The organism is Parvibaculum sp., assembly GCF_040882025.1.
GTDB lineage: Bacteria > Pseudomonadota > Alphaproteobacteria > Parvibaculales > Parvibaculaceae > Parvibaculum.
Map to the genome: position 1 here is coordinate 30,657 of NZ_JBBECC010000202.1, position 22,926 is coordinate 53,582.

Sequence of the window (22,926 nt, forward strand, 5' to 3'; positions counted from 1 at the left end):
CAGACGGCGGCGGGCTTAACTGCCGGTAAATTCGGTGTCCCGAAGCGGGCCGTTTGTGTCGAGTTTTGTGACGGTCGACGGACCGGGCTCAAGCCGGGGTCGCCATGGGATGAGAGATGAGCCTTTCGAGCTCATTGAGGTCAAACGGCTTCGACAGTGTGCCGAGGAGACGAATGTCATGCGCTTCGCAAAGTGCGGCGCCGGCACCAAGCAGGTTGTCGCGCGCACCCGACATCATGACGACGGAAATGGCGGTCTTGCGCGGATCATGCGCGAGTACCTGAAGCGCTTCGATGCCGTTGAACGCCGGCATGTGAACGTCAAGCAGAATGAGATCGGGCACAAACTCGGCAACGAGCGCAGCGAAATCCACGCGCCCCGCCCGGGTGGCTGTTTCATGACCGCGTCGTGCGAGCGCTTCCGCACATTCCTGCGCGAAGTCTTCATCGTCGTCATAAATGAGTGCGCGCATTACCCTGGTCTTTCAGTTTCGTCAGACGCTCCGGAATAGACCTCCTGCCGGTATTTGTGTGAGCCGAATTGAAGAGAAGCGTGCGGAGCGTGATCCTCTGTAGTCTGTACGTCAGATTACCAGCACCGGTGTGTTGCACCGCACGCCGTGAACGATCATGTCCATCGAGCCAAGGCGGATGCCGAGTGTCGTGAGGAGGGAATTCACGACGGGATCGAGCAGGGTCGACGTATTTTCGATGACCGGCGCAAGGGCCGCGGTAACGTCCGACAACAAGGTAGAGAGACCCGGCACAGGAAGTCCCAGCAACGTGATGTCGTCGATGTCCAGTGCTCCACCAAGATTCGAAAGAACTGAGGCATCGGATGATGTGGATTTTATGACCATGCCGTCTATATCGCTCTGCGTAAAGCCTATGTCGCTCGGACCACTGGCAGAAATCGAATAAGAGCCGCTCGCGTACAGGTCGACTACGGGAACAGTCCCTAAGAGTGGTACGTCGGTCTGAATGGTGGCGATTTTGGGTGAAGAATCTGCCGATGTGCCGTAGCGTACCGAAACCACGCCCGTCGTACCCGAAAGCGCGGCCATCGTGCTGCCGGGCATACAGGGGATACCGATGGCTGTTGCTGTACCCTCAGCCGCATTGATATAGACCGGCACTTCGATCACCGCGTTCACGAGTGAAGTAATTCCGGTGTCGACTGTTGCCGTCAATTGAATCTCGATCTGCGACGTCCGCACAAAATCACCGACCTTCCCGACCGCCATATGCGCCATCGGTTCGCCCACCTTTACGGTGCCGCTGACGGACGCCAGCGGCGGCAAATTGACGCCGGCATTGAAGCCGACCGTTTGTCCCTCGCCAGCAGCCATGGCCGTCCCGGAGACGAGGTCGAAGAGATTGAACACGAGTTCGTTGCCCGGGATCGAGCCGATGGACCCGATCGTTCTGTCGGCAAAGGGTGCGGCGTTGAGCAATTCACCGAGTTGCACCGGAACGCCGGCGACGGGCAGAAGCGCCGTCTCCAGCGCCAGCTTTGCAACGGCCGGATTGCCTTCATAGCTGTCGCTCGTCAACACTTCGACCGCAGCGTCGACCAGATCGCCAATCGTGACATTTGCCTGCAGCAGGTCGCCATAGGTGTCCGATCCCGCCTCCAGTCCGATCTCTCCCGCAAGCGCATCCATGAATGAAAGCGCGTTGATGTTGGCGCTGGCGAGCGCGTTGTAGTCGATCAGTGAAAGATTGAGATTTGTTCCGAGAAGTCCGCCGAGTATCTGGTTGGCCAGTCCGCCATTCACTTCCGCAATGCGCGTTCCCGCCGAAAAGGAGACAGTCCGCAGATACGCCGCTGTCGCCGTCGTGCTGATTTCCGTGAGATTCCCGAAACCGAAGAGGCGCGCGAAATAGGTCGGCGAGTCGGCACGCTTTGTCACGCGCACGGCGTTGAAATCCGCCTCGTCGGCACTCGGGTCGAAACGCGCCAGTGGATCGAGAGACGGGTCCGCCGTGTAGGCGCCGGGCACGACTTCAATATCCGATGTGGAATAGTCGTTCAGATCGAATATCACCTCGGCCGCCGTCTGCGCCGTTGCGATTTGCCGCACCGCTCCAAGCGCCGCCGCGTCGGTCGCCGCCTGCAGGTCGCGCCGCGCATAGAGCATCGACCCTGTGTCGATGACGATCATGGCGACCGCGAGCGCAAGGACGAGCGCGCCGGCAGCCATGACCGAAATGACGCCCTGCTGATCGCGCCGGTAGCGGTGCAGAAACTCTCGTAGTGAATACGGCATTTGCGCTCTCCGCCGTTCCGCCATCTCACGGGAACATTTCCGCACGGAAGAACATCACTTGTACAGCCTGCTAAAAAGAGCGGGGTTAACTGACGATTAAACGAACCGCTCCCTGCCTCAAGACGACGACGTCTGTTAAGCAAAGGCACACAAATACACATAACGCCACACCCTTTCATAAAGAGCCATTCTAGAAAAAAGACCGGGAGAAGTGCATGGAGCCGCCTCGTTGTAGCGTCGTGCGGGGAAGGCGCAGCACAGGGCGCCATGTGATGGGTGGAGGAGCGCGTGTCGGGAAGAACTTTGGTCGCGTCCGTCGTCTGCCTTGGTCTTGCGGCCTGCGGGACCGACAAGATTTCGATGTCCTCGGAAGTGGGTGGTGGAAGCACGAGCCGGGTCTTTGCCGCAGGCGCCGGCGGCTCGAATGGCGGTTCGGCTCCGGGTGGCGGCGGCCCCATTCCGGGCGGTGGCGCCAGTCCCGGCCTCGGGGTGACCGGTGACGGCGGCGTTCTCGACAATGTCATTGGGGCGGATCCCGTGGGCGGCTTTGTCGACAATCTGCTGGGGTCGGACAATCCGATAAGCGCGATCACCGGTTCGGGCTCGGGGACAGGCCTCGTTCCCTCTCTTGCCGGGGCGCTCGCTGGCGACCCCGATGCCGAAGTCACGGGGCTCGGTCTTGCGGGCGATGGCGGCCTCGTCGCTGATCTCACAGGTGCCGACATGCTCGGCGGACTGCTCGACTCGAATGGCGTCGTCGGCGCGAGCATTGCCGGCGGCGATGACGGGCTTATGGGTGCGTTGTTGAACAGCCAGGCCGCGTACCCGCCGCTTGCGCCGGTGGCGGGGCCGCTTGCGGCCGCCCTGCCGTCATCCGCGCTGGAGGATCCGCTGTCGAGCCTTCCGGTCTTGGGCATTTCCGGCAGCGACGGCTTGGTTGCCGACTTGGCCGGCACAGATATTGTTGGCAATCTGGTCGGTACGAGCGCACCCGCCGGCGGCGGCAACGAAGGCTTGCTTGGCAATCTTGTGCCTGCTGGCGACGCGGCGCCGCTGGCGCCGGTCGGCGACGCTGTCACCGGCGTACTCAATGTGATAGCCGGCAACGATCCGAGCCCTCTTGCGGGCCCTGGCGACCAGCTCGGCGTCCTTCCCGTTCTCGATGGTATTCTCGGGACCGGCACCGAGAGCATCGGCGATGCCCTTTCTCCGCTCACGGGAGCATTGGGCGCAGCTTCGCCCCAGGCCGGCAGCGCGCCAACTCCCACAGAGCCGACGGGACCGCTTGCACCGGTTACCGGAGCAATTGGCGGGCTGCCAGTCGTCGGCGGCCTGCTGGGCGGAAGCTAACGCCCGAACGAACCCCCCGGGGTGGCTCAGGTCGAGTCCCTCAAAGCGGAAAGGCCCGGCTCTCATGCCGGGCCTTTCTTGATCGGCAGTTCGGTTGAGCAGCAACGCCTCTCACATCCACCTCAGAAATGGATTTCCAGCGAGACGAAGAGACGGGGATCCTTGTTGTCTTGCGCGATCGGTGTGCGGTTGATCGGTTTGTCGACTTCGAGGCCGATCGACAACCAGCGGCGGTTGGAAAGCGTTACGCCGATACCGGTCGACAGCAATCGTGCGTCCTCCTGCATATCGACATCGGTATTCCATACCTTCGAATGATCGACGAATGTGTAGGGCGTGACCGACCAGCCGCCCAGCATCTCGACGTCGAAGCGGTAGCCTGCCTGGACAGAGGCGCCGACACCGCTATCGCCGCTGATCTCGGAGTTGTTGTAACCACGTGCAAAGCGAGCACCGCCAAAGGCGATCTCTTCCGAACTGAAAAGCGAGTCCGGACTATACTGCCCCTCCACCCGAAAGCTCAGCAATAGCCGCTCGGTCGCTGCGTAGTTGAGACTTGCGCCGCTTTGCAGCTTGGTAAAGCTCGGTTCGGCACCAAGCCGCGAATGCAACCTGTTATCCGGCCCCGCGCCCAATAGCGAGAACCCTTGCGTCAGCCGCAAATGGGTTCCGAGCGACAAACGCTCGTCGATTCGGGCAGCGTAGCTGGCGCCGACATGCGCGGCACGTATCGCGTCTTCGCTGAAGGTGAAGCCGTTGAGATCGCTCCGGGCATCCGTGAAATAGGCGCCGAAAAAGGCGGTGAGAGTCTGTGCCGTTGCCCGAATCACCGGGTAGCTCAGCAGAAAGTCGACCTGCTCGCTTGTGCTGACAAGGTCGATGCCCGGAGGCAGGTCGGACGCCTCCGATTTCGCGTAGGCAGCGCCGATCGATGCGCGCAGGCCGTCCGTGCCGATAAAGGTGGAGAAAGCGCCACGGAAGTACTGCTGTTTGTCGATCTCCGGCGATGCGAGTCCGGTAATGGATAGCGCGTCGCCGAAGCCAAACACGTTGTTCAGCGCGCCTGTGAGATAGGCCTGAAAGGGTGCATTGTCGAGATTGGCGCGATTGTCGACAGCGGTGGAGACGGTCACTTTCTCACTTTCGAGTGTGAGAGCAAGTGTTGCGGCACCGGAATAGACATCCATCGATTTGAGTTGTCCACCAAGCGTCACACCCGGAATGTCGCTGATGAGAAGCAGATAGCGCTCAAGTGTTGCCTTGCGGAGAGGCCGCTCCGCGACGATCCGGCGGCTGAAACCCTCGACCATTCGGCGGACCGCAGGGTCGGCGGCGTCGATCTGTATCTCGCCGACAAAGCCTTCGACGATCCGAACGATCAACACGCCGCGCTGCAGAACCTGAACCGGAATGTAGGCGCGCCCCAGCGCGTAACCGGCATCGGCATAGACCCGGTTCGCCTGATCGAGCGCTGCGCGAAGTTCGGCGGCGGTGATCTGGCGATCGAGCAATCCGGCAAACTGTGCCGCCAGGACATCCTCATCGACAGCGGTGGCGCCGACAATGCGGATACTCGATATACGAAAATTGAGCACATTCTCCGATCCATCCGGCAGGCCGAGATCTTCCTTCATCGCCGGAACCTCGCGGGGCCGCAGATCGGGAGCAGGCGGAGGCGGCGACAGCACCGTTCCGGGCGAAGGCGCTGTCAGTGGATTTGTGCCTTGAGCCAGTGCCGGGTGACAGATCAGCGCCACGCTCGATGCGGCCAGAAAAAGCTTGGCTGTGTATTGGAGCATGTTCCCTCCGCTTCGTGTCGAGGTCTCATGCCGCCGATGGTACAAGGCGTATGGGAACAATAAAGACGAGTACTGTATTTAATCTGAGTAACACGGAAACCATCCGTATACGGTTTGTCGAGATGTGTGCCGATCGTTCGACTTTCGCTGCATCCAATTTTCCACGATTTTGAGCGGTTCCTCGCGCCCGCTTCCAAGTAATCCTTTGGCTAAAAATTGGAATGGCTGGGCAAATTGTTGCCACAATCGGCGACAAGTCTGTGTGAGCTTGCTTGGAAGAAGTCGGGGGACGAGGCGATAGACCTATCTGTGTACGCTATAATTTGAGTCACAATTGACGTGTCGCTGAACTGGACCCGGGTCAAGTTTGTTTCAATTGTCGAATAAGACGCGCGATATCGGCGGAAGGCGGATATGAAATAGGTAGGTCAATATTGTTCCCCTACTGATCAGAGGGAGTATGCGAAGCGGTGCTCCGCATTGCGCAGTAATTATGTGTGGCGAAAATACTCGACAGTTTTTGGACAATGCATCCAAATAAAGGAGCCGCTTTAGGACTTTGTTGGCAAACGTGAGTTGTAAATCAAGGAAATAGTCCGGAATCCGGACCGGCTTCGGTTCGGGCGTTGGAGGCGCCATTGGTAGATGGCGACGACCGTCACGGGAGGGAATGCAGGCATGAATCTTGTGCAGCGTCTTCAGCGAAATCCAATCCTTCTTCTTGGACTGAGCATTTCCTTGATAGCTGTTGCTGTCGTGCTCATCTGGCTCAATCTTTCGGCGCGCGACGCGGCATCGGTGCAAACGGGTACGTCTCTCCAGGTTGCAGAAGGTCTGGAAGCGGCCGTGAGCGTTCTCGTTGCGGCGCACGACATTCCGCGCGGCCAGGCCGTGTCGGCGGGCGACCTGAGGCTGCATCGGATGGCCGGCCCGGCTCCATCGGGAAGTTTTTCAGATGCCTCCCCCGCAATAGGGCGCGTTGCGACAAATGACATTCGCGCTTCCCAGATCGTTTTTCGGAACAGTTTGAGCGACGAGCCGGCGGCCGCAGGCATCGCTGCGCTAATACCGGAAGGCCAACGGGCTTTCGCCCTTCGCGTGGCCGAAGAAGATATTGTCGGCGGCTTCCTGCAGGCTGGCGATCGTGTGGACGTCTTCGCGACCTTTCCCGGTGCGGTCTATGGGCAACAGGCCGGGATTGGTCAACGCGCGGGTGATCAGAGCAAGAGCGCGCTGTTGCTTCAGGATATGCAGGTACTTGCCGTCGGTGCGGCATTGTCGAGCAAGGGCACGGAGATCAACAATGGCGCGCGCACCGTCACGGTTGCGGCATCGCCAGATGCGCTCGCTCGTCTCGCTCTGGCGGGCAGGCTCGGTCACATCACGCTGGCAATTCGAAATCCCGCAGACAGAGACATGGTTCCAGCGGAGACGGTCGCCCTCGATGACCTGCGGCCGGGCGCGGCACCGGTTTCCACGGCCGAGACAATGGAAAAGAGCGGCGACGCCGGCCAGGCGACCGGCCGTCGTATTACGATTTATTCTGGCGCAAGTCAGAGCACAGTCATGGCGCCTCGCTAGTGCAGAGACACCGGAAGGACGAAAACGAAAGGACAGGAAAGTGAAGCAGTCGTTCGATCGACATCTACGTATGCCGACCTTGACGGTACTATTTGCTTTCCTGACGGCTTTTGCCTGGTTCGAGGTGGGGGCTCTGGCGGCAGATAGAAAACTTGATATTCCTGTCGGCGGTCAGCGCATCCTGAAGCTTGGACAGGTCGTGGATCGCATTGCAGTCGGTGATCCCGGGACCATCGACGTCAAGGTGGTCTCTTCGCGCGAGTTGCGTGTGCTCGGCCAGCGCGAGGGTACGACTGATCTTACCGTATGGTTTGCCGATAGCGGTGCCTCGCAATCCTATTATGTCGTGGTGGGCACCGATCTTTCCGGTCTTCAATCGGAGCTGGACAGAGACCCTGCGCTTGCGGATGTAAAAGCGGTCGAAACCGGCAAGAGTACGGTGCTGAAGGGGCAGGTCGACAGCCTTGAAGCGCAGCAACGCGCCAAGTCGACTGCCGAATCCTATGTCGGCAAGAAGGTAAATGACATGACGACGATTGCCGATCGTCGAATGGTGGCGGTCGAGGTGCGCTTCGCCGCCGTCTCAACGAGTACATTGAAGGCGCTCGGCCTCAACTTTCAGAGTCTCGGAAACAATTTTCAGTTTGCCGCTATCGGCCCGAACGCTTCGACAAGCTTCGGTTACACGCCTGGTACCGGTCTCGATCCGAACACCAGCCTGCCGCTCAGCCAGGCTTTCAACCTCTTCCTTGCATGGCCCGGCAGCGACCTTCTGGGCGTCATCAGCGCACTGAGCAGCGCCAATCTCGCGCAGCTTCTTGCAGAGCCCACACTGCTCGTGCGGAGCGGTGAGGATGCGGATTTTCTCGCCGGCGGCGAAATCCCCATTCCGGTGCCGCAATCGGGTGTTGGAAACGGCACGGTCACGATCGAGTACAAGAAGTTTGGCGTACAACTCGGCGTCGCAGCGACCGTACTCGACAACGACAGGATCGTCCTCAAGGTCAGTCCGGAGGTCAGCGAACTTGATTATACCAACGCGCTTGTCGTGCAGGGCTTCCGAATTCCGGCGCTACGCACCCGTTTGACGCGCACGACGATCGAGCTTGGAGACGGACAGAGTTTTGTGCTTGCGGGTCTCATGTACAGCACCTCAGGGAACATAGAGGAGCGTATACCCGGCATCGGCGAGTTGCCGATCGTCGGCGCCTTCTTCAAGCGCACTCAGAACGCACGTGAAAGACAGGAACTCATCATTGTTGCAACGCCACGTCTCGTCTCGCCGATGGAAGCCGGACAAGTGCCGACGTTGCCCGGTGTGGGCCAGCAGTACAACTCGGATCTCGGGCAGAACCTTCTCAATGTGAATACGCTTGACGATCATATCGTCAAGCACGGACTGATGAGGTAGCGCTCGCATGTACCGCATTCTTCTTGTGTCAGGCGACACATCGCTGATTGGCCGGATCAAGCAAGCCCTTGAGCCGATTTCGACCGTCATGTGCGCGGATCCCGCGATAGACAATGTGAAAGAGGTTGCAAGACAGTTTCGCCCGGAGGGCATCCTCGTGGACAACGATGTACGGATGGGCGCCCACACTGCCTTCGAGCGCCTCACGACGGTGCGCGAATGGTTGCCGAATCTGCCCATGATCGTGGTCGGAAACGCCTCGGGTGCACAGCTCATTCTGACGGCAATGCGTGCCGGTGCGCAGGACTTTCTCGATCGCGATGCCGCAGACGAAGATGTGAGAGCGGCGGTCACGCGACACTTCGGAACCGATGGGCCGCGCGATACAACAACCTCTCGTTTTCTGGCCGTACTGAGCGCAGGGTCGAGTGAGGAAGATGGAGATTTTGCCGTCAATCTCGGCGCCGCCGTTGCGACGGCACGGCCGGATGATGGTGTCTTGCTTGTCGATCTTGCCCTCCCGGCAAGCAACGCCGCGATTTCTCTCGGCCTTGAGCTTTCTTTTCGGATTAAGGAGGCGGTGAAGGAGATGTCGCGGCTCGATCGTGCGCTGCTTGATCTGGCGCTCGCGCGATGCCCGCGTTCCGGACTTTATGTGCTACCGCTTGCCGTTCACGGTGACGTCGACAGCTGGTCTGTAAACATTCACGACCTGCGGGCTCTTCTTGAGATCTTTCAATCGCTTTACGACGTGGTGATCGTCTCTTGCGGACCCTTCTCGAGGCAGGAAGAGCTGCTTGATCTGCCCGGCACCAGCGCACTTTTTTTCTTGCCCTGCAATCAACGTTTTACCTCGATCAAGGGCGCATCTGAAATGCTCCGGTTAGTCAAAGCGGTCCGTCCGGGCGAGGAGGAACCCGTTCTCGTCGTGCATGAGTTCGCGCCTGGTATGGCCCCGGACTCGGCAGGTATCAGGAGCGCAATCGGCGCGGACCGCGCCATCGAGCTGCCGGTACGATGGCGCCAGTTGGCGGAGAGCATCAATAGCGCCGAACCGCTTGCGCTCGCGTCTTCCTCGCCATATGCGCAACAGCTTTCGCGTTGTTTGCAGGATCTCAACCTTGTGCCGTGCGCGGAAATGGAAGACCAGAGACCGATCAAGTTGTGGGCGCGCAAGCTTCTCGGAGTGTTGCCATGAAAGCCATGCAGCCATATGTCCTCGATGCCGATCGTGCGAGTGACATAGGAATTTCTGATCGCTATCAGGAAATCAAGTTTAGGGCCTTCGGGCTGACGCTCGAATATCTTGACCAACAGGGCATGGAAGGCGAAACAATTCCGCTGGCCACGCTTCAAGATGAGATCGCACGGGCCATAGCGGTAGTGCTGATGTCGCGTGGCATTGCACTCAATACCCGCGAGCGGGCACAGCTTATTGAAGATGTCCAGAATGAAATTGTGGGCTTCGGTCCACTGGAGCCGTTGCTCAAGGACCCGACAGTCGACGATGTGATTGTCAACGGTCCGGCGCACATCTACGTCGAGCGACACGGTGAACTTGAACCCGTGCATACACGCTTCCGGGACACGACGCATCTGATGAACGTGATCCAGCGGATTGTGAGTCCCATTGGTCGTCGCGTGGATGAAGGCACACCTTATGTCGACGGGCGGCTACCGGACGGGTCGCGCGTCAACGTCATCATTCCGCCGGTTGCGCTTGATGGGCCCATCCTGTCGATCCGGAAGTTCAAGCGCATTCCGTTGACGGGCGAAGATCTCGTGCGCAGCGGAACAATGACATCGGAGATACAAAAATACCTTTCCGGTGCGGTGCGCGGGAAGCGCAATATCCTGATTTGCGGCGGCACAGGCTCCGGCAAGACGACATTGCTCAATGTGCTGAGCTCCTATATCGGCGCGAAGGAGCGGCTCGTCACAATCGAGGACGCGGCCGAACTCCAGCTTCAGCAAGCTCACGTTGTACGTCTTGAAACAAGACCGGGGTCACCCGACGGGGCGACGGAGATAACGGCACGAGACTTGTTGCGAAACGTTCTGCGCATGCGCCCCGACCGCATCATTCTGGGGGAGGTCCGGTCGAGCGAAGCGATCGAAATGTTGCAGGCAATGGGCACAGGCCACGATGGATCCATGGCAACGCTTCACGCAAATGGACCGCGCGACGCATTGGAGCGCCTCGAGATGTTGATCGGCCTGCACGGCTTCTCGGCCGATCTCCAGGCGGTACGTCGCTTTGTTGCGGGGACTGTGCATATCGTTGTTCACACGGCGCGGCAGTCGGATGGGAAACGAAAAGTGATGTCGCTATGCGAAGTGACGGGAATGGAAGGTCCGACTTACTCGATGCGTGAAATTTTCTCGTCCGAAGACGCCGACCGGAAGATGATCGTCTGAGGAGCAGGTGACAACAATGCAACAAACGTTGACCGTCTCTCTGGCTCTGCTCTGCCTCGGAGCTGGCGCCTGCGCGTTCTTTCTGCTTTGGCGGGCGCGCTTCACCTCGCATGTTGATGCCCGTCTGGGACTTCTCGTCGGGGAACCGAGAGCAAATGTCAACCGGCTGACAACGATGGGAAAATGGCCCGATGCAGTGAGCCTTCTGCCGGCTTTTGTACTTAATCGCCTGTACCGAGCAGGCATCGAGCTGTCTTCCGATCGACTGGCCGCGATCCTGATCGTCGGGCTTTGCCTCTGGATTGCGTTGACGATCGTCCTCGGATTTCCGGTTGCAATCATGATTGTTGCGACCACTTTTCTGCTCACATCCGCCATGATCGATTATCAGGCACGCCGCCGGATGAACGCTCTGTCGGACGCAATGCTGGGCTATTTCGACCGCGTTCGTCAGTTGCTCGTCATAGGAAACAGTCTTTCTGTCGCACTGGCCGGCGCGGTGCAGTCATCGCCGCCGATCGTAGGAGAGTTCTTCTCGCCTACCATCCGGCGTATCGCGAACGGAGCCGGTGTTGCTGAAAGCGTGAGCCATCTGGCGGAGGAGGTCGATCTCCACGAGCTTCGGCTTTTCAGTGCCGCCGTGGAAACAAACTTGCGTTTTGGCGGATCGTTGACGGCCATTCTGGCCAACCTGATCGACAACATTCGCCGCCGCGCCGCGGTAATGCGCGAAGTGCGCGTCAGTACATCGCAAATTCGGGCAAGCGCCTGGGTTCTTGGGCTCCTGCCAATGATCGTTGCTTCGATCGTCATGGTGCAGAGTCCCGAATATGTGCGGTGGTTCATCGATGAGCCGGTCGGACATCAGCTTCTGGTCTATTGCGCCGTATCCCAAATTCTCGGTGCCATCATGATGCGCGGTATCGTGCGCACGAGCTACTAAAGAGGAGAGAAAGTTTGCTGACCGGAGTCACGTGGACAATTGCAACGCTCGCCCTTGTTGTGGGTGCGATGGCATTTGTCTTGTCCCTCGCCCGGCTTCGCCGCCACCGCGAAGTTTCCGCGCGTCTATCTCTTCTCTTCATGCCCGAGCGTCGACGGGGAACGCCGATGGGATTTGTGCTGCGCGAACTGGAGCGTGTCGGGCGTCGGGTCGAAGGTGCCGCCGTCAATCGCGAACTTCAGGCGCTTGTCCTGCGCGCAGGGTTTTTTCAACCTGCCGCGCTTTATATTTTCGTGGCGCTCCGGTGTTTCATTGCCCTTTTTGTCTGCACGACAATTGTTGTCGCGCGGTCCAATGCTGGTGGGCCGGGCCCGACAGACCTCTTGCTTGGATTTTTTTTCGGCTACCTCTTCTACCGCTATGCGCTCATTGTATTGAAGATTTATGCAGACCTCCGAGCGGCCCGAGTTCGCCGCGAGCTGCCGCCTGTCCTCGACATAATGTTGATGACGCTTGATGCAGGTGTCAGTATCGATCAATGCATGCGTTATGTCGCAGATGCCGTCTCTCGTACCGCACCAGTCACGGGCGAGGTCCTGCGCCGTCATGTCGCCGATATCGATGCGGGCATGCCCTACGATGCGGCGCTTGATCGCCTTGGACAGCGGCTCGGTCTTGAAGAGGGTCAGGATTTTGCGGCCACGGTAAAACAAGCCATGTTCCGTGGAGGCGAGTTAGGCACAACCTTGCGCCGCTTCTCGATCGACCTGTCGGAAAAGCGCATGGCCACGGCACGCGAGCAGGTCGGGCGCAAGGCGCCCCAGCTGACGCTGGTGATGATCGTCTTTTTCATGCCGGTTCTCCTGATTGTGCTCGCGGGACCCGCGGTCGTGGACCTGACAGGCGCGCTGAAAACGGCTGGAGAGCAGCTTGCAAAAAGGGAGGCGGTACGATGAAGCAGAGTGTCATCATGTCGCTTTGTGTGCCGCTGCTTGGTGCATGCGCCGAGAACGGCTTCGATCCTCTCTCAGCCTTGGCGCCCAGCGCAGGTGAGGTACAGGAGCTCGACAGTGCCTCCACATCGCAACTCTACCTGAGCGTCGTGAACGGTCTGCTTGCGCAAGGCCGGTATCGCGCGGCGCTCGCCTATCTCGATCAATACGCGGTGAAGGAAAAGAGGACACCCCATTTCCGGCAGCTCCATGGGGAGGCCTTGCTCGGCACCGAGCAATATGACGAGGCGATTGCGGCATTCTCCTCGCTCGAGTCCACCGGGCTTGCGCCGGAGGGGTTTAATGGCCTTGGCCGGGTTAAGGCCGCGCAGGGAGACTGGCCGGTCGCTATAAGCAATTTCGAGCGTGCGGTTGCTCTGCGCCCGTCGAGTGCCGAGTTCCTCAACAATCTCGGTTATGCGCGACTTGTCGTAGGCGGCGACAGCCTTGGGAAAGCCGAATTCAACCTGCTCCAGGCGCAGGAGCTGGATCCTGCATCCGAGTCGATCCGCACCAACCTTCTGATTGCCCTCACGCTGGCTGGAAAGGATGAGGAAGCAGAGCGCCTGCTCTCCGGTATTCCTGCGTCGAAAAAACGGGCGGAGGTTCGGCGTTTTGCCGCCGATTGGGTCAAGCAGCACCAGGTAGTCGCCGATGCGGCGAAGGAGGATATGTAATGAGCAGGCTTTTCACCCATCGCATTCTGATGTGCTCAACGGCCCTGCTTTTGATGCCGGTCCTCGCTGCGTGTCAGACACTGACATCACCACCGGACGAAAAGCTTCGCACTGAAACAGTGCTTGATGCGCAGTACGCTGCCGTCGGCAAGCCAAAACCAATGCATGCCGATGAGGCCGACAGAATCTATGAGGAATACCTCAAAGGTATCGGTGAGAAACGGAGCGACGATTACCGCGGATCGCAGCAATAGTGTGCGGGCGCTGGAAACGGTTTGAAAGTCCGGAGCAGATATCCGGGAGAGCCGCCGCCTGAAACGGCGGTAAAGTCAGGAGGGTTAGATGTCTGAAAATGCAAAGACGTTTTTGCGTCAGTACATGGAAGACGAAAGTGGTATCTCGGCCGTTGAGTACGGCTTGCTCGCGGCCGGCATCGCGGTCGGACTATGGGCTTTTATGGGTGATATTGGCGATTCGCTAGGAACCATATTCAGCAATATCGAAGCGGATCTGTCAGAAGCCGCAGGCACATAGTATGCGGTCGGTTCCAGCGCATGTGTCCCTACTGGTATGATGAGCATGGTATTTCGCTTGGCGCTTCCTCAAAGGAGGGAGCGCCCGCGTCGCCATGCTTCGCGTGCGACGAGAGCGGCTCGGTTGCGATCGAGTTCGCGTTCGTCGCTGCGGTTTTTCTGGCTATTCTGTTCGGAATCATAGCCTACGGATTTCAATTCGCCACACGCATCGCACTATCCTATGCGGTGGCCGAAGGCGGTCGTGCAGCCGTGGCGGCGCTTGATGACAGCGAGCGCGAGGAGCGGGCCACTGGCGCAATCTATGCGGTGCTCGACGCCTATGAGCCGCTGATCGACCGGGACAGCGTGGCACCACCGATATTCCTCTGGGAAGATACGGCAATAGGCCGGGCCGTCGAAATTACGGTCGAATACACGGACTCCCGTTTTTCTCTTCTGCCGTTTATCCCAGCGCCGGACGGAACGATGCGAGTAACGACGACCTACATCGTGGCCGATCCGTCATAGGAGCATGTCATGGGCGCACGGGAACAGCCCGAGAGCGGCGAAACGGGCTGGGGCGTCGACGACCGGGCGGCGGCTTTCGCAGATCTTGCCTTGGCGTTTGCCAGAGCGGAAACGGCCGATTCTCTGCACACAGCGCTTGACGCTGCGGCTCGTCGTCTGGCCAAGTTTTTTGCAAGGCCGGTATCGATTTGTGAGGTCGGCCTTTCGCCTGACGAGAAGCCTTTGATTTTACGGCAGTCTTCGCTCGGCGGTCTGACTCTCGATGAGGGGAGAGAATTTTCTGACTGGTATGCGCAAGCTTGCCTCGGGAATCATGCATTGACGCCATTCCGAGGCGGCAGCTTGCGGGGTTTGCTCTCCCGCGGTGAGCCAGACCGAGACATCGGACTCCATATAGGGATCGTGCTGAAAGGCGGCGGTTTGGATGAGGAGCTGACGGCTCTTGCCCGCGGCCTGGCGGATATGGCTGCTACAACCGCCATGCGTGTCCATATGCAAAGGGCCGAGGCGCTGGAAAAGAAAAGTCTGGAGGACATGCGCACTGCGATGCGCGCCTGGCTTGAAATCGGTGTGGACGTGGCATGGGAGGCGTCCGAAGACGGTGTTCTTCGTTGCCGACGCGTCCTTAATCGGCGGGGAGATATCGCAAGCATCGTGGATGGCATGAACTTGAAATCGATCCGTGTCGATGATGACGGCCGGAATCTGCTCGATTTCACAAGGCAGCGGGGCAGCGTCCGACATGTACACGTTCGTCTGCCGGACGAGACGTCCGGCCGTCTCGCAGATGGCGAAGCCCTTTTTGTATCCTGCGCATCGTGTTACGCCATTGACGGAACGTCTTACGTCGGAACCTTTACGGTTGTCGAGCGTGGGGATCAGTCGCACAACACGCGTGAAGCTGCGGCAATGCTCGTGCAGATGCGAAGCGCCCGTGCGCGTGAGGAACAACATCGACGCGAGGCTGAAGCGATGTTGCAAGGGCTGCGCCTCTTGCTGGGTTCAAACTCATCGGCCGACAAGATGGCACAGCTTGTTTCTCTTGTCTGCGAATGCATCGGTGCAAGTGACGCCTGCCTCGTCGAACGCGGCTTCGATGGAAAAGCTCGACTTCTCGTTCCGCGGCAGCGAACGCTTTGCACTGGCGCCGATGCGGCACTCGACCTCGTTACAGGCGGCGCGACGGGAGGCGGTATGGTCGTGTATGACATCGAGCGAAGAGAAGGACGCAGCATCGCCGATGCGCTTGGTCTTGAAGGTCGGCAAATTGCCGTTCTCGCGCTGCCGCTTCGAGGAGAGGCTGCTTTTCTCGTTTGCACGACCCGCAGGTCGGCGGGCTTCGCGCCCGCAGATCTGGACTTCGCCGACAGATTCACGCTTCTGTTGCGTCAAGCGCTTCTCCTGCGCGAAGAGCAGTCTCAACTTGTTCATTCGGCCAAAATGGTGGCGCTTGGTCAGATGTCGGCAAGTATCGCACATGAACTCCGCCAGCCGCTGAACACGATATCGCTTGCGGTGCAGAATCTGGAGTATCTCCTCGATGCGCCGACATTCGACGGCGACGCGGCCGCAAAAAAGGTAAAGCGCGTGCTAGCGCAGGTGGATCGTGCGAGCGAGGTAATCGACCGGATGCGTCGTTTTGGGCGCAAGAGCATGGGAGAAAATGAGGCGTTCGCCTTGCGCGATGTTGTCGAGAACGCGGAAGCGATTATGCACCACGTCTTGCTGCGTAGCGGCGTCAAGCTGGAGATCGATGTGCCGCTAGATATCAGCGTTTATGCGGACCAGTTGCAGCTTGAGCAGGTTGTCGGAAATCTGATCCAGAACGCTATCGATGCGATCGAGGGTGTCGGGGCGAAGCACCACAACGAGGAAGGGATGATCACAATTACGGCAGCACCATCATCCGGTGAGAAAGAGAAGGTGGTTCTGCGTGTCGAGGACAATGGACCGGGCTTCAGTCCGGAAATCGCCGAGCGAGTGCTCAAACCGTTCTTCACCACGAAGCCAGCTGATCGTGGCACGGGACTCGGCCTCGCAATTTGCGATGCAATCGTTCGGGAAATTGGCGGCCGCATCGAAGTCGGCAATCATCCTGCGGGGGGCTACGTAGCGGTTACATTGCCCCGAGACACGGCTTGACGTTGTCTGCTTTCAATCGCCGCTCGGGAAGCCTGTAAAAAGATAACCCTTGCCGCGAATGGTCTTGATAACCATTGGGTGATCGGGGTTTGGCTCCAGCTTGCGACGCAACTTCACGACAATACTGTCGAGGCTGCGATCGTAAGGTTGCCATTGGCGATTGAATACGCGTCGGCAAAGCTCCTCACGCGTTTGCGGATTGCCTTCATGAGCCACCAATTCGATGAGTAAATCGCATTCCGCTGTCGTTAGTGGCACCAAAGCCCCGTCCGGCGTAGATAGCCGCCGGCGATGCGGATCGAATTTCCAGCGCGAGTTGGCTTCGTCCGGACCATCCGCCGACCCGCTCCCCCTGCGCGTGCTCGATCCGCCGGAATTTCCGGAGCGTCGCAGCAGCGCCCGGATGCGCGCCAGAAGTTCGCGCAGATTGACCGGTTTCACGACATAGTCGTCTGCGCCGAGCTCGAGACCGACAACCTTGTCAGTTGCTTCACCTTGTCCCGTGACCATGATGCAAGGTGTCAGGTGTGTCTTCCGGATTTCACGCAGCACGTCGAAACCATTATCCGAGCCGAGCAGGAGATCGAGAATGATAAGATCGAATTTGCCTTCGGAAAAAACTTTCAGTGCCGATTCTGCATCGGCAGCCTCCGCTACGGCCATGCCGTTTGCGCTGAGGTAGGATTTCATTTCCTCGCGAATTTCCGGATCGTCATCAACCAGCAGCAGCGACGCCGCGTGCGCGCCGGACGCATTCTCGGATTTGTCCTGCTCTGCCGTCATTGCCATCGTCGTTTCCTCCCGCCGAACCAAACAGCTCCAATGAAATCAAGACCAAAGTTCCCTTGAATGCGCAATCTCGGTTTTGGCCAAATGCAGGCTCACACCCCCGAAGAATACTACACTAAATCGGACGCCGGCTCACATACCTTTGGACTTGGAAAGGTTCGCGTCGGCCGATTGTGCAGCGCGCAATCTTTCCGAGTTCTTGAAAGTGCGTATCTGTTCTCCGTTTTCCATTTTGATGCGATGTGACTAGAATCACCATCATGCCTATTCACGAATCCATACAGTTTTCTACACCTTGCGAGGTGTTTTTCCCGGCAAGGTCGAACATATGTGATGCATCGGGCGCCTTGTGTAGCGTCATACCGAGGACCAGGCCATGAATTACGAATGCGAATTCAAGGACGACAGCCAGAGTCCGATCGATGACCGGATGACGGACTTAGCTGGCGCCGTCGAAAGCTTGAGCGACGACGAACTTCGGGATTTGCTGGTCGCTCTTCTCTCCGAGTGGCGCAAACGGTGCGACCTGAAACGGGCGCTTCCCAACTAGTCCCGACCAGTATCTTGTTTGCTGGCCGCTCGGTTTCGATTGGGCACCTATCTATTTGCAAGAGTACCCCCAGGCCAGACTCGTAACGAGATCGAGATTGGCCGGCAAGTCTCTGATTTGCGGACGCTGCTCCAGGAGTGCCAGAAAGAGCTGCCGGACATTCTCCGCACTTACGCCCTCGGGTGGGAGACAGAAGGTCTGCTTCCCGATATCGCGACGCACAAGTGCGTAGTGGCCGAGGAAGCCCTGAATATAGGCGCCGCAGACGCCAAGCCGCTGTCGCTCTTCGTCGGTGATGGCCTCGGCATTTGCCGGGTGGCTGCAAACCTGAGCGAGATCCGCGCCGGTCTGAAGCGCGAAGCGTTGCGCCGCATCAGCGGATCCCGCAAGAAACGTGTTTGCTGCCAAAAATCCTGAAATTGCCAAGGTGACCGCAAGAAAGTGCCGACTTTTGCACATCCTGTTCCTCCCATGTTGCGCAGCGTGTGCGTTTCCGGGAAGAAATCTATCAAGCTGAGTCAAGCAACTCGATCTTATGTTGTCGCATTTTGTCGATGAATGTCGCGATCGGCAGGCGGGTTTTGGCTTCTATCCGTCGAGGTTGCGTGGTGTAACGACAGCTTCCAGCGGCACGTTCGGCCTTAGCACAATGCGCGCCTGAGGCATCACGCGATCTGCATTAATGATTTTGATGCGAGCTCGCTGAGTAAAGGTTCCGAGAATGAGAACCGCCTCCAGCAAGGCAAAGCTTGCTCCGATACAGATGCGTGGTCCCCCGCCGAACGGAATGTAGATGTTGCGTTGCCGTCGGGCGGCTTCATCACCGAGAAATCGCATTGGATTGAAATGGTCGGGTTGGTCCCAATGCCGGCGATGCCGATGTAAAAGCCAAGGCGAGATAAGAACGCTCTCGCCCCGTTGCACGGTGATGTCGGACGTAAGCTCGACCGTTTTGATCGCTCTACGCATCAGGTTTGCAACCGGCGGATAGAGTCGCAACGCTTCATCGATTACAGCGCGCGTATACTTCAGTGCCGGCACGTCGTCGATCGTGAGCGGGCGTCCGCCGGTCACCCCGTGTACTTCCTCGTAAAGCCGATCTTGCCACTCGGGATGAAGCGTCAGCAGATACCAGACCCAAGTCATTGTTGTCGCTGTCGTTTCATGCCCTGCAAGCAAAAATGTCGCCACCTCATCGCGAACCTGATCGAAAGTCATCTCGTGACCTTCCTCGCTTTCCGATGCGGCCATCAACCGGCGCAGCAGTGTCGTCTCATCGCCATCGCTTTTGGCTTCCGACATAATGCGGTGTGCAAAGATATCGAGCTTGCGTCGCCCCGGCGCCACTACGGCCTCGATCACCCGGTCACGCAACGTCGACGGCAGAAAGGCGGAAGCGAGAAACATTGCCGGAAATGTGTCGAGCGTTGATGTCACGGTGTGAGAGATGGCATCGATATCCTTGTCGAGATTCGAGCTCAGGACCGCCTCGCCGATAATTTCAAGAGTCAATTTTGTCATCTCTCGATCGATACGGAAGATACCTTGTTGTTCCAATGAGCGACGTACAGAGCGCTCGGCTGCACGCACAAGGAGCGGTGCGAAATCACGTACGCTCGAATGTTGAAAGATTGGAGCGGCAAGCCTTCGGTTTCTACGCCACGTCGTGCCTTCGGCAGTCAGAAGGCCATTGCCCAGCAATGGCTTCAAAATGGCGAGCTGATTGTCGTCCTTGGGGAAATTTTCCGCATCGCTCACAAGAATGCGTCGGATGGCTTCGGGATCGTTCACAATCAAGCCTCGGCCGGCGCGTGCGACGCCCACCCGAAAGGCGCACGAATTTACCTCGTACCAGAAGTCGGGGTAGGAGGCGATCAAATTGGCAAGGAGATATGGCTTGAAAAGTGCGGCACCGATACCCGGAGGTGCTTTTGGCGGTATCGGCCGCGCCGGAACGATATCTTCCGGTTCCCCGGCTTCGATTTCCGCAAGCATTGCCGCCATGTCGATTATCTCCTTGTATTCTCCCTGTCGGCACTCACATCGGGTTAACGGTCGCGCCGCCGAACTCGCTCATCACGGACGAGACAAGTTCTCGGTTGTCGTGATCCCAGGGATGAAAATCCTTCTTGTAGAAATCGAGATACGGACGCATTAGTCCGCGCATTGCGCCGCGTTCTCCGAACAGAAACTTCAGTCCATTGCTCCACAGCCTTACTCGCGACCCTTCATAGTCGCGCAGCAGGAGACGCATGTTTCGGATTACATGGTTCGTGAATTCGATCGTCACGAGCACCATCGCAAGCCTGCGTCGCCATGTTCTGCCACCGATGGCAACAAAGACGTCAAAGGCAACTGACTTGTGTTCTGTTTCCTCGAGAGCGTGCCAACGCCACAACGCAGCCATTTTCGGATCCGCGTCTTCGAGACCTTCGGGGTTCCTGAAAGTTGCGTCGGCCAGAATGGCGGTCAGATGCTCGAAGGCGACGGTGCCCGCCAATTGTTGCCTTGCTGAGAGCCAGCGTCGCGCCATTGCTTGACGCCACTTGACCGCTCTCTCCATCTTTTCCAGCGGTATACCGCGCGCCCGGCATAACGCTTCGTTGTAGCGTTGATGTTCCCGGCGGTGGATAGATTCCTGTGCCGTGAAACCGCGAATCCGCCTGTCGAGTTCCGGGTCTTCGATCCTGTCGCGAAATGTCTTCACGCTGTCGATGAAGAACTGCTCGCCAAGAGGAAAGAGAATCGACATCGCATCGAAAAATGCGGTCCGGAACGGGTCATTACCGTTCCAGTTCGTGGCCAGGGCTTCGTCGATATCGAACTGCCTGTTACGCGGTACAATTTCGACATTTTCCGGCGTGCGGGAGAGGCTGGAGCTGTGCATGTTGAACCTGCTTTGTGAGGGCGTGCCTTGCGGCGTCTCTTTGACGCCTTAGATAAGGGTTTTGGTTGAACGTTGGAGGTCATGTTCGGCCAACATGGGGGTCATGAACGGACACGCGATGCGCATTGAACCGGGTTATGTCGAAATTTTTGCCGCCGTGCTGAAGGAGCTGGGCCACGAACCGATGGCTTTTCCTCTGCCGAATACAGGGCCGGTATCCGAAGACGAATTTCGCCGCATGCTGGAGAACCTCGTGTCGCTGACTGGCGAACCGTCTATAGCGCTTCGGCTGGGCGCCAATATGCATTTGGGAACCCATGGCTTGCTTGGCCACGCCATCCTGAGCAGCCGCAGCCTTCGCCAGGCCGCGGGCTTGATGATTCAGTACAGCCCGCTTCAGGGAGCGCAGGGACGGATTCAGCTCGCCTTCACGGGGGATCGCGCGATTCTGACATTTGATCCGCCTTTTACAGTCGACGGCGCACCCCATTTTTTGATCGAGCTTTTCTTTGCCGGCGTTCTTGCCGCATTGCGGCAACTGATCGGACCGCTACCGGATGAGTGCAGACTTGAGCTCGCCTACTTGCCGTCAATGCCCGACGATGTTTATCGCCGATATCTTGGGGTCGATGTCTCATTCGGAAACTCTGCGAACCGTTTCATCGGCCCCAACGATCGCATTGATCAACCCTTGTCGGCGGCGGCGATTCCCGTCGCCGAAATGTATCGGCGGCAATGCGAACGCCTGCTGCAGGACATGAACGCGAAAAGCGGGTTGGGCGGCGAGGTGCGCCGCATGATCCTAGACGCTCGGGGACGCTTCCCCGGCATGAGGGAGGCGGCGCGACGGCAGAACATGAGCGAACGTACGCTCCGAAGGCGCCTCGCGGAAGAGGATGTATCTTATCGCGGTATTGTCGACGAAGTACGCAATCATCTTGCCCGCGTATATCTTCGTGAAACGCCGTTGTCTGTCGCGGACGTTGCCTCGTTGCTCGGTTTCGACGATGTCGCAAACTTTCGCAGGGCCTTCAGAAAGTGGAACGGGTGTGCTCCGCAAGACTTCCGTATGCAGACTACGGCTCAAAATGAAACACGAAGTCTGTCATCTGACCTTCCGACATCGGACGAACAAACGCGCACTCAATTGCACACGCCTCCACACCGAAAGACGTTCGTGTGACCTAGGCTGCTTGCATCTCAACAGCTGGGAGGAGGTGCAGGTCGATGTCTGCAAACACAGCGAAAGCAGCGATCGCTATCGGCGCAATGTTTTTTGTCGCCGCGTGCAATTCGAATGGCTCGTCATTGGGCAGCGGCGGTGTTGGAGGCGGCGGCGGTGATGGTGGAGAAGAGCCCATCCCGGCGATAGGCGTGACCGGCGAAGGCGGCGTCACGGAAACGCTCGGCCTTGCAGAACTCGTCGACCCATTGCTCGGGACAGAAGGTGTTCTGGGCGGCGGCGGAGAGGGCCTTGTCGGCGGTGAGCTGCCCCCGGAAATGCAAGAGGGTTTGGAGCCAGTTGCCGAAGGTCTGGCGCCCGTCGTCGATGCGGCAGGAGAAAACTTGCCGCTTGGCATGGTGACGGAGCAAATCCCGGCCTTGGGTATTGCCGGTGAAGATGGTCTTGTTTACGACTTGGCAGGACAGGACCCGCTAAGCCTGCTTCTCGGCGGCAATGGGACGGTGCCGATGCTTGTTGGCGGCGGCAATGACGGCGCGCTCGGGGACGCCCTGCCGGAAGGCGCAATACCCGGGCTGCCTGAGGGCGGCGATGGCGGCTTGCCCGGTCTCGACGGTCTGCCGCTCATCGGCGATCTCCTCGGCGGCGGTTTACCTGATCTGCCTGGTGGCGAGGATGGTCTGCCTGGCCTCGACGATCTGCCGCTCGTTGGTGATCTCCTCGACGGCGGTTTGCCGGACTTGCCGGGCGGTGACGGCGGTGATCCGCTCGCTCCCGTCACGGACCTGGTTGGCGGCGTTGTCGGTGGCGGTCTCCCAGTCCCGGGCGCCGAATAGCAGGTAGCTCGTTCTGCCTGCAGCAATACGTGCGCGGAACCGCGGGGGCCGGGCCC

22 protein-coding genes are annotated in these 22,926 nt (G+C 58.8%); 15 read left to right on the forward strand and 7 right to left on the reverse strand.

The window, feature by feature from the left end:
- Positions 1 to 88: 88 nt before the first annotated feature.
- Together WEB61_RS15430 and WEB61_RS15435 are read right to left on the reverse strand one after the other, a co-directional pair.
- Positions 89 to 472, reverse strand: a complete 384-nt coding sequence (locus tag WEB61_RS15430) for a PleD family two-component system response regulator (protein ID WP_368065228.1) — start codon at positions 470 to 472, stop codon at positions 89 to 91.
- 111 nt (positions 473 to 583) lie between these two features.
- Entirely contained in the window at positions 584 to 2,293 is a 1,710-nt protein-coding gene (locus WEB61_RS15435; RefSeq protein WP_368065229.1) for a TadG family pilus assembly protein, read from the reverse strand.
- 264 nt (positions 2,294 to 2,557) lie between these two features.
- On the opposite strand from WEB61_RS15435, the gene WEB61_RS15440 reads away from it, so the two are divergent.
- The gene (locus WEB61_RS15440) at positions 2,558 to 3,619 is read left to right on the forward strand and encodes a hypothetical protein (protein ID WP_368065230.1); all 1,062 of its coding nucleotides are present in this window, start codon (positions 2,558 to 2,560) and stop codon (positions 3,617 to 3,619) included.
- Between the two features lie 122 nt (positions 3,620 to 3,741).
- On the opposite strand, the gene WEB61_RS15445 is transcribed toward WEB61_RS15440, so the two are convergent.
- Complete coding sequence (locus tag WEB61_RS15445; RefSeq protein ID WP_368065231.1) at positions 3,742 to 5,418, reverse strand: ShlB/FhaC/HecB family hemolysin secretion/activation protein; 1,677 nt, start codon at positions 5,416 to 5,418, stop codon at positions 3,742 to 3,744.
- Positions 5,419 to 6,063: 645 nt separating this feature from the next.
- Here WEB61_RS15445 and cpaB point away from each other — a divergent pair.
- From cpaB to WEB61_RS15500, 11 genes are all read left to right on the forward strand, one after another.
- Positions 6,064 to 6,999 (forward strand): Flp pilus assembly protein CpaB, encoded by a 936-nt coding sequence (gene cpaB / locus WEB61_RS15450; RefSeq protein ID WP_368065232.1) that lies wholly within the window; start codon positions 6,064 to 6,066, stop codon positions 6,997 to 6,999.
- A gap of 40 nt (positions 7,000 to 7,039) precedes the next feature.
- A complete protein-coding gene (locus WEB61_RS15455; RefSeq protein WP_368065233.1) occupies positions 7,040 to 8,410 on the forward strand; it encodes a type II and III secretion system protein family protein in 1,371 nt (456 codons plus the stop codon).
- A 7-nt stretch (positions 8,411 to 8,417) separates the two neighbouring features.
- Positions 8,418 to 9,608 (forward strand): CpaE family protein, encoded by a 1,191-nt coding sequence (locus WEB61_RS15460; RefSeq protein ID WP_368065234.1) that lies wholly within the window; start codon positions 8,418 to 8,420, stop codon positions 9,606 to 9,608.
- On the forward strand, positions 9,605 to 10,828 hold the full coding sequence (locus WEB61_RS15465; RefSeq protein WP_368065235.1) for a CpaF family protein: 1,224 nt from the start codon (positions 9,605 to 9,607) through the stop codon (positions 10,826 to 10,828). The genes WEB61_RS15460 and WEB61_RS15465 overlap by 4 nt, the downstream gene beginning before the upstream one ends.
- Before the next feature lie 16 nt (positions 10,829 to 10,844).
- Complete coding sequence (locus tag WEB61_RS15470) at positions 10,845 to 11,771, forward strand: type II secretion system F family protein (protein ID WP_368065236.1); 927 nt, start codon at positions 10,845 to 10,847, stop codon at positions 11,769 to 11,771.
- The gene (locus WEB61_RS15475) at positions 11,708 to 12,727 is read left to right on the forward strand and encodes a type II secretion system F family protein (protein ID WP_368065237.1); all 1,020 of its coding nucleotides are present in this window, start codon (positions 11,708 to 11,710) and stop codon (positions 12,725 to 12,727) included. Before WEB61_RS15470 ends, WEB61_RS15475 begins: the two co-directional genes overlap by 64 nt.
- The gene (locus WEB61_RS15480) at positions 12,724 to 13,440 is read left to right on the forward strand and encodes a tetratricopeptide repeat protein (RefSeq protein WP_368065238.1); all 717 of its coding nucleotides are present in this window, start codon (positions 12,724 to 12,726) and stop codon (positions 13,438 to 13,440) included. Before WEB61_RS15475 ends, WEB61_RS15480 begins: the two co-directional genes overlap by 4 nt.
- Positions 13,440 to 13,694 carry a hypothetical protein gene (locus WEB61_RS15485; protein ID WP_368065239.1) on the forward strand — a complete coding sequence of 85 codons (255 nt, stop codon included), beginning with the start codon at positions 13,440 to 13,442 and terminating at the stop codon, positions 13,692 to 13,694. Before WEB61_RS15480 ends, WEB61_RS15485 begins: the two co-directional genes overlap by 1 nt.
- A gap of 88 nt (positions 13,695 to 13,782) precedes the next feature.
- On the forward strand, positions 13,783 to 13,974 hold the full coding sequence (locus tag WEB61_RS15490) for a Flp family type IVb pilin (protein WP_368065240.1): 192 nt from the start codon (positions 13,783 to 13,785) through the stop codon (positions 13,972 to 13,974).
- A gap of 20 nt (positions 13,975 to 13,994) precedes the next feature.
- Positions 13,995 to 14,483, forward strand: coding sequence for a TadE/TadG family type IV pilus assembly protein (locus WEB61_RS15495; protein ID WP_368065241.1), 489 nt, complete (start codon positions 13,995 to 13,997; stop codon positions 14,481 to 14,483).
- Positions 14,484 to 14,492: 9 nt separating this feature from the next.
- Positions 14,493 to 16,625, forward strand: a complete 2,133-nt coding sequence (locus WEB61_RS15500; RefSeq protein WP_368065242.1) for a sensor histidine kinase — start codon at positions 14,493 to 14,495, stop codon at positions 16,623 to 16,625.
- Between the two features lie 12 nt (positions 16,626 to 16,637).
- Here WEB61_RS15500 and WEB61_RS15505 read toward each other — a convergent pair whose 3' ends face one another.
- Positions 16,638 to 17,414 carry a response regulator transcription factor gene (locus WEB61_RS15505; protein ID WP_368065243.1) on the reverse strand — a complete coding sequence of 259 codons (777 nt, stop codon included), beginning with the start codon at positions 17,412 to 17,414 and terminating at the stop codon, positions 16,638 to 16,640.
- Between the two features lie 376 nt (positions 17,415 to 17,790).
- On the opposite strand from WEB61_RS15505, the gene WEB61_RS15510 reads away from it, so the two are divergent.
- Positions 17,791 to 17,964 (forward strand): hypothetical protein, encoded by a 174-nt coding sequence (locus WEB61_RS15510; protein ID WP_368065244.1) that lies wholly within the window; start codon positions 17,791 to 17,793, stop codon positions 17,962 to 17,964.
- Between the two features lie 51 nt (positions 17,965 to 18,015).
- Here the strand turns inward: WEB61_RS15510 and WEB61_RS15515 are convergent, their stop codons facing one another.
- From WEB61_RS15515 to WEB61_RS15525, 3 genes are all read right to left on the reverse strand, one after another.
- Positions 18,016 to 18,423: a Rap1a/Tai family immunity protein gene (locus WEB61_RS15515; protein WP_368065245.1), complete on the reverse strand. Its 408-nt coding sequence runs from the start codon at positions 18,421 to 18,423 to the stop codon at positions 18,016 to 18,018.
- A 129-nt stretch (positions 18,424 to 18,552) separates the two neighbouring features.
- Positions 18,553 to 19,968, reverse strand: a complete 1,416-nt coding sequence (locus WEB61_RS15520) for a cytochrome P450 (protein ID WP_368065246.1) — start codon at positions 19,966 to 19,968, stop codon at positions 18,553 to 18,555.
- 34 nt (positions 19,969 to 20,002) lie between these two features.
- Positions 20,003 to 20,851, reverse strand: a complete 849-nt coding sequence (locus WEB61_RS15525) for a metal-dependent hydrolase (RefSeq protein ID WP_368065247.1) — start codon at positions 20,849 to 20,851, stop codon at positions 20,003 to 20,005.
- Positions 20,852 to 20,969: 118 nt separating this feature from the next.
- Here WEB61_RS15525 and WEB61_RS15530 point away from each other — a divergent pair, with 118 nt between their 5' ends.
- Both WEB61_RS15530 and WEB61_RS15535 read left to right on the forward strand, forming a co-directional pair.
- Positions 20,970 to 22,034, forward strand: a complete 1,065-nt coding sequence (locus WEB61_RS15530) for an AraC family transcriptional regulator (RefSeq protein ID WP_368065248.1) — start codon at positions 20,970 to 20,972, stop codon at positions 22,032 to 22,034.
- A gap of 86 nt (positions 22,035 to 22,120) precedes the next feature.
- The gene (locus tag WEB61_RS15535) at positions 22,121 to 22,870 is read left to right on the forward strand and encodes a hypothetical protein (RefSeq protein WP_368065249.1); all 750 of its coding nucleotides are present in this window, start codon (positions 22,121 to 22,123) and stop codon (positions 22,868 to 22,870) included.
- Positions 22,871 to 22,926: the final 56 nt, after the last annotated feature.